7 protein-coding genes are annotated in these 6,464 nt (G+C 68.5%); 3 read left to right on the forward strand and 4 right to left on the reverse strand.

Going from position 1 to position 6,464, the window contains the following annotated elements; translation table 11 throughout:
• The first annotated feature begins 36 nt into the window (after window positions 1-36).
• Window positions 37-270: a hypothetical protein gene (locus CA984_RS45455; protein WP_133061630.1), complete on the forward strand. Its 234-nt coding sequence runs from the start codon at window positions 37-39 to the stop codon at window positions 268-270.
• On the forward strand, window positions 267-782 hold the full coding sequence (locus CA984_RS11500; RefSeq protein WP_133061631.1) for a hypothetical protein: 516 nt from the start codon (window positions 267-269) through the stop codon (window positions 780-782). The genes CA984_RS45455 and CA984_RS11500 overlap by 4 nt, the downstream gene beginning before the upstream one ends.
• A gap of 79 nt (window positions 783-861) precedes the next feature.
• Here the strand turns inward: CA984_RS11500 and CA984_RS45460 are convergent, their stop codons facing one another.
• The 4 genes from CA984_RS45460 to CA984_RS11520 all read right to left on the reverse strand — a co-directional run bounded on the left by CA984_RS45460 (window position 862) and on the right by CA984_RS11520 (window position 5,395).
• On the reverse strand, window positions 862-1,065 hold the full coding sequence (locus CA984_RS45460) for a hypothetical protein (RefSeq protein WP_133061632.1): 204 nt from the start codon (window positions 1,063-1,065) through the stop codon (window positions 862-864).
• A 177-nt stretch (window positions 1,066-1,242) separates the two neighbouring features.
• A complete protein-coding gene (locus CA984_RS11510) occupies window positions 1,243-3,306 on the reverse strand; it encodes a P-loop NTPase family protein (RefSeq protein WP_133061633.1) in 2,064 nt (687 codons plus the stop codon).
• The gene (locus CA984_RS11515) at window positions 3,306-4,271 is read right to left on the reverse strand and encodes a hypothetical protein (protein ID WP_086571111.1); all 966 of its coding nucleotides are present in this window, start codon (window positions 4,269-4,271) and stop codon (window positions 3,306-3,308) included. The genes CA984_RS11510 and CA984_RS11515 overlap by 1 nt, the downstream gene beginning before the upstream one ends.
• A 125-nt stretch (window positions 4,272-4,396) precedes the next feature.
• Window positions 4,397-5,395, reverse strand: a complete 999-nt coding sequence (locus CA984_RS11520; protein ID WP_086571113.1) for a hypothetical protein — start codon at window positions 5,393-5,395, stop codon at window positions 4,397-4,399.
• 222 nt (window positions 5,396-5,617) lie between these two features.
• On the opposite strand from CA984_RS11520, the gene CA984_RS11525 reads away from it, so the two are divergent.
• Window positions 5,618-6,464, forward strand: an 847-nt coding sequence (locus CA984_RS11525) for a 4Fe-4S dicluster domain-containing protein (protein ID WP_423229298.1), incomplete at its 3' end; no start/stop codon positions are given.

Below are 6,464 nucleotides of genomic sequence, written 5' to 3' on the forward strand. Positions count from 1 at the left end.
GTACACCGCTCTATACCGCGTCATAGCCTGCTGGGTATGGGAGTTGGAACTGGCGATGAGCCGAAAATCCTGGGCTACGAGGTCGCGCACACCGACGTCGGGTGGCAAGCGCGCTACACCGGCCTGTTGACCGAGAAGGCCATTGCCGAGGGCTGTGAACAGGTCCTGGTCGACGATGACCTAGCACGTCTACGAATCCGTGCTGTGAAAAACCGGATTAAAGCGTGGTCGTGGGAGTACGAGCCGCCCGAAGACGACGTACCGGCGTGAGCGCTGACATCTCCCCTGGGTGCCGAGTGGTCGTCGACTCCTTGTTCTTCAGCCACTCCTTCACACAGTCGGCCCGAAGGCTCGTCGGGAACCTCGGGTACGTGATCCGGCTCATCGAGCGAGGCGCGTCTACCTTCGCTCTGGTCGAGATGGACGACCCCGTACAGGAGTTTCCAGGGCAACGACGCTGGCCGATCCACGTGGCCGACCTCACGGTGGTCTCGACCCCTTCGAGGGCGCGCGGCGAGCGCGTTGTCTACACGGTTGGCTTCGAGGCCTTCCCCGTGGTCCTCAAGGCCAACAGAGCGATCCGGCACGCCGTGCCAGGCAACAGAGACAACCGTGAGGTGACGGAGGCGATTTGCGGGCTGGACGTCAAGCCTGTCAGCGCGGCTATCGGGAGAATCCCCTTCGATCCTGCGTCCGGCCTGGCTTGTCCTGGCTGCGTGAAGAACCTCCACGTCCGGCATCCCGAGCACGACCCCGAAATCGGCGCCCCGGCAGGGTCGTGATCCGGATGCCGTTCGACTGGCGAGACGACAAGAGCCCCTGTGCCGTGATGCTGGCACAGGGGCTCTCGCACGTACGGGCCTACTTCGAGCCGAACCACGCCCGAATTTCACCCGCGCCGCCGCAGCGCGTACAGGTTCGGTACCGGCTGGACAGGATCGAGCTGCGGATCTTCCTGGTCCCCTTGCATCGCGGGCACCGGGTCAGGTTGTGCCGGAAGACGCTCCGGCCGACGAACCAGACAGCGCCGATGGCCACCGCAGCGACGAGCAGTTGATCATTCATGAGGGTTCCCTTCGGGGGTGATTTTCGGGGTAGCGGGCTTGATCGAGGTAGCGGATCCGCTACCAGGCCCCGCTACCGCCCTAACCTGCGAAAACATCACGAGGTAGCGGGTAGCTGGGTGGGCTCGGTGCCCCAGAAATCGGCCCCAGAGGGGGGTCTGAGACACCGAGCCAGCCGCTACCTGGCAGTCAGCTCACGGCGTTCTACGGCGGCGTCGATCTCCGCCCGCTTGCAGCCCTTCAAGACGCGCCCGTCGGCCTTGACGTCCTCGCTCGGGACTCCCAGACCACGCACCAGCGCGGAGACCGACTCGGCCGACAGGTCCCCATACGCCTCCGGCCGGTGGTCGGCGAGCATCTCGGCCAGCGTCTGCCACTGGACGCCGGCCCGGCCGGTCGGCCACACCCTGACCACGTCGATCAGGATGTCCAGCCGGGGCTGGTCCTGCTCGCTAGTCGGCACGTGTCCGCCACGGAGCTCTACGGCGCGGGCCAGGATCTTCTTGGTCTCGGACTCGGACGGGTAGTAGGACCGGATGGCCGAGGGGTCCTTCAGGCCGGTGACCATGCCCCAACCGGCGTCGATTTCCGGCCGGAACGCGGTACCGGTGATCCCGCGCTTGTAGGAGCCGGTGCCGAGGATCATGTCGTTGGCGACCTGCTCCTGGACCGCGAGGCACCAGCGCATGTTGACGCACCGGGTGATGTTCGGGGGCAGCGAGTCCTTGTCGGGGATCTGGGTGGCCAGGATGACGATCAGGCCCAGCGCCCGGCCACGCTTGATCAGCCGCTCGGCGCCGACGGCGGCGTCCTTGTCGGCCAGGAACAGCTCGTGCGCCTCGTCGATCAGGATGACGACCGGGTGAAGGCCGACGCCAGCGGTGGCCAGTTCCGGCGTCACCTTGCCCTCGGGCGCACGTCCCTCGGCCCGGTACTTCTTGATCCGCTTGCCGCGCCGCTCGGCCTCGGCCAGGCCCCACGCAATGATCCCGGCGCTTCCGGCAATCGCCTCGTCGTCGACACCGCAGTAGTACTCCGACGCGATCGGCTCGAAGTCCGCGAAATCGGCCGTGCCCTTGTGCTCGGCGATCTTGAATTCCACTGTCGGGTCCAGGGACGCGACCAGGGCCAGGGCGCGGGCGGCGTACGACTTGCCCGACCCCGGCATGCCTCCTATCAGCCAGTTCCGCGAGAACAGGGGCGAGGACACCGGGCGCTGGCGCTGGTCGGCGCCGAAGGCAACCGGCTCGAACACCGACGTACGCGCGCCGTCGGCGAGGACGGTCCACTTCGGCGGGCGCATCTTGCTCGCGGGCTGGTAGCCGACCCAGAGGTCAAGCTGGCCAGCGTGGTCCGGGCCGGCACTCGGCCACACCTGGTCAACGGGGAGCCGCAGGGCGCTGGAGAGCTTGCCGCGCTTCTCGACCACCGACACGGCTTCCACACCGAGCGGCAGGTTCACCCGCGCGAGCTGGCCGGGGCCGTCGCGGTGGATCTCGGTCGGGAACGTGATCGCCTTCGGGTCCTTCAGGCCGGTCACGCCCAGGACACACAGCGCCTCCCGAACCCGCTCGGCCGTCAGCCTGTGGAACCGGGTCACGGTCACGGCAACGTTGGTGAGCGGCTTGTCTGCAGGGCGGCCGGCGCGGGCCAGGCCGACCGTCAGGCCGCCGTAGAGCATGGCCTGAGCCCACCAGGGGAGCAGGGTCCACGACGCGGCCCCGGCGCCACTCAGACCCGCCAGGCCAGACGCCGTAACGATCATGCGACGGCGGACCGTGCGGTCTCGCTGCTTGACCAGCCGGAGGTAGGCGTCCGAGTCCTTGGCGACGACCATCGACCGCCGCAGCGGCCGAGACTCGGCGTCGGTCATCCACCGCCAGGTACGGCCGACCAGGCGCCCGCCGCCGACCGGCGTCCAGCGGATGACCCGCAGGCCGTAGAGCGGGGAGTGCCAGGCGTGGTACCCGATCCGGTAGGCCACGTTGCCAGCCCACCAGCGAGCCGTAGCGGCCAGATCATGACGCGACCGAGCCCACGCCGGGAGAATCGGCTGACGCTGGACATCCCCTCGGCCGGTGATCGTTGCGTAGACGGCCTCAGAATCGCCGTCAGCGCCCTCGGGAAGATCAACGGGCCTCCCGACCAGGGTCTGCCCTGTCGCGCTCTCCGCGTCGATCATGGGGCTCTCGTCGACATCCGGGACATGCGGGGCCGGGCGCTCGATCTCGGTTGCGGTCATCAGGCACCTCCGGCCGTGCAGAACGGGTGATGAGCGTCAAGGCCGCAGGAGGGACAGGAGACTCCCTCGGCGACGTCTGCGGTGAGCTTGCGGACCACGTCGTCGAACCGGCGCAGGCGTTCGTAGGCCCCGAAATTCGGGTCGCCCAGGAACTTGGCGGTGTAGACGATCACGGCCTCGGGGCCGTTGTCCGCGTGAAGGGCTTCCTCGATCTTGGTCAGCAGCCGGGAGCGCAGCCAGGCCGGAGCCGTCCGGTAGTGGTCCGGCAGCTTGCCGAGCACTTCCCCAGCCAGCCGAGGAAGGTCTTCCAGGTTCGCCGGAGGCGTCGTGACGGCGTCGCGCGCGTTACGGTCCGCAACGGCGCCTACGGCGAGATCAACAGCCGGGTTTTCGTCCTTGATTTTCTTCTTGGTCTTCTGGGTGTTTGTTCTTCTTATAGGGGTGGAAAATCCGTCGTTGGTGCTGACCTGCGACGATGCGTCGTTTCCGCTGGTCACGGCCATTGACGGGTTTCCCGTCGTAGGTGCGGCCTGGGCGTTGACCTCGTTTCCGCTGGTCGTGACCTGTGACGGGTTTTCCGGCGGAGGTGCGGTGGTGGCGGTACCACCAGTGACGGAAAATCCGTCGTTGGTGCTGACCTGCTGATTTCCGGCCGTCCAGGGGTCGCACAGGATGTAGTCGACGTGGCCGAGCTTCCCGCTGCTGGCGCGCTGACGCTCCCGGACGAGGTAGCCGTGCGTCTCCAGCTCCCTGATGGCCCCGCGTACGGCGTCACGGCCGTCCGGCGCAGCGGCGATGAGGGTGTTCTCCGAGATCCGGAAACCCACCTTGTGGGAAGCCAGCCAGGCGAGGACACCGCGAGCCTTCCAGGTCAGCCGCTTGTCACGGACCCACCTGTTACTGACCGTCGTGAAGTGATCGGTTGGGAGCTCGGCCCGGCGGAATCCCGGGGTACGGTTGGGCAAGGTTCGCTCCTGGTAGTGCAGGGGTGGCCCTAGACCCCGGGCCGGTGTTGGCGCACCGACCGGGGTCGTACTGTCTCTGTGGCTTCGTCAGGCCCTCGTGCGGGCCGGGGTCATCTCGGGGAGGCTCAGCGTTCGTCGCGGAGGGCCTTGGCGGTATCACGGCTGCAGCCGAGTGCCTTCCGGATGGTCTCTGCTGACGGCTTCGCCGGGAGATCGCCGTTCGCGATCAGGAGCGTCAGGTCCGTCCGGTGATCGGCCAGGGAGCGGCCACGCGGAGGGGTAGACGTCCGGGTGTCCGAACCCCTATCCCACTGCTGCTCAGCAGGGGCGGAGGGCGACGGCCGCCGAGTCGTCGGAGGAGTGTAGTCGGAGGCCTCCGCGCCAGTGCTCCGGCCGTGATCCAGCGCCGTGAACGCGGCCAGGATGATCGGGAGAGCGGTCACGATGGCCACGGCCACGATGGGCCCGAGGGTGTGCAAGACCAGAGCGGACAGGGAGAAATCGGCGGCCACGCCGGGGAGGTGGCGCCAGGCGTTCATACCGAGCGTGAGCCCCAGGAACAGGTACTCGATCCGCGTGAGCGTCTTGCTCGCGATGGGCTGGCCGTGGGTGGCCATGTAGGCACGGGCGCCGACGACGACCAGCAGGGCCATGCTCATGAACGGCTCGACCAGCCAGGCGAACACCCACGAGGGCGACCAGGCCGGAGCACCCTCGGAGGCGAACACCTGGACACCGGCCGTCGACCAGGCCAGCGCGAGCGTCAGCGACACCAGGGACACGGCCACCAGGAGCTTGCGCATCCGGGAGGCCTGCCAGGCGCGCATCATCGGGTCCTGGGCCAGTTCGTGAAGCCGTGCGGCCTCGTGGGCGGCCCGGCGGCGCTTGCGCACGCGGACGGTGTCCAACTGCAGCGGGGTGTCGTCGTCCTGCAGCTCGGCTAGCAGCCTGGCCTCGGCCACCTCGGCCCGGAGCTGGCGCACGCGCCGGGTCTCGCCGGTCACGGCCGCTGACGGGGCGGTGGCGGTGGGCGAAGTCACAGGCTGCTGGGCGACCAGGAATGCCTCAGTCTCGCTGATGAGCGCGGAGACATCCTCCGGCTCGGGGATGCTACTAATGGTCATGGGTCCTCTCCTGGTGTTGCAGGTGGGGGATCAAGGCCCTGAGCAGGTGTTCCAGCACCGGCTTGGGGCCGTTCGCATTTGTCAGGGGGATTTGTGGCCGAGTCCGTCACGACGGTCGTTGAGATGTTTGTCCGGCTCTGACCCGGGCAAGCCGCTCAGAGAGCCTCAGTGTTTTCGCAGGTCAGGGCAGAAACTTGGACACTCATCATTCGAGGACTTCCCGTGACGGACGTGGCACCACATAGGTACGGCTTCTTCACCGACACGAGCGTCTGCATCGGCTGCAAGGCGTGCGAGGTCGCCTGCAAGGAGTGGAACGACATCCCCGACGACGGCTTCGTCTTCCGGGCCACCTCCTACGACAACACCGGGAGCCTGGGGGCGAGCACCTGGCGCCACGTGGCCTTCATCGAGGAGCGGAGCCGGGTCCCGGCCGATCAGGACCGGGACGGCGACGACGGGTCCGGGGGCATCGAAGGCTGGCTGATGTCGTCGGACGTGTGCAAGCACTGCACGCACGCCGCCTGCCTGGACGTCTGCCCGACCGGAGCGCTGTTCCGCACCGAGTTCGGCACGGTGGTGGTGCAGGCGGACGTGTGCAACGGCTGCGGCTACTGCGTGCCGGCCTGCCCCTACGGCGTGATCGACCGCAGGGAGCGCGACGGCCGGGCGTTCAAGTGCACGATGTGCTACGACCGGCAGCTCGGCGGGCTGGAGCCGGCCTGCGCCAAGGCCTGCCCGACCGACTCCATCCAGTTCGGGCCGCTGGAGGAGCTGCGGGCCCGCGCGGAGGAACGGGTGGAGCGGCTGCACGGGGAGGGCAGGCCGGAGGCCCGGCTGTACGGCGACAGCCCCGACGACGGCGTGGGCGGGGCCGCGGCGTTCTTCCTGCTGCTGGCCGAGCCCGAGGTCTACGGCCTGCCCCCCGACCCGGTGGTGACCACCCGTGACCTGCCGGCGATGTGGCGGTGGGCCGCGGGGGCGGCGCTCTCCCTCGTCGGAGCCGTCGCCGTGTCCTTCCTGAGCGGCGGTGTCCTTCCCGGCGAGGGGGCGGCGGGCCGTACGGGTG

It is taken from the genome of Streptosporangium minutum, from assembly GCF_002149035.1.
Lineage (GTDB): Bacteria > Actinomycetota > Actinomycetes > Streptosporangiales > Streptosporangiaceae > Streptosporangium > Streptosporangium minutum.

Bases quoted from the DNA above. Each gene is read 5' to 3' on its own strand.
- CA984_RS45455 (WP_133061630.1), top strand. From the start codon at position 37: ATGGGAGTTGGAACTGGCGATGAGCCGAAAATCCTGGGCTACGAGGTC.
- CA984_RS45460 (WP_133061632.1), bottom strand. From the start codon at position 1,065: ATGAATGATCAACTGCTCGTCGCTGCGGTGGCCATCGGCGCTGTCTGG.
- CA984_RS11510 (WP_133061633.1), bottom strand. From the start codon at position 3,306: ATGACCGCAACCGAGATCGAGCGCCCGGCCCCGCATGTCCCGGATGTC.
- CA984_RS11520 (WP_086571113.1), bottom strand. From the start codon at position 5,395: ATGACCATTAGTAGCATCCCCGAGCCGGAGGATGTCTCCGCGCTCATC.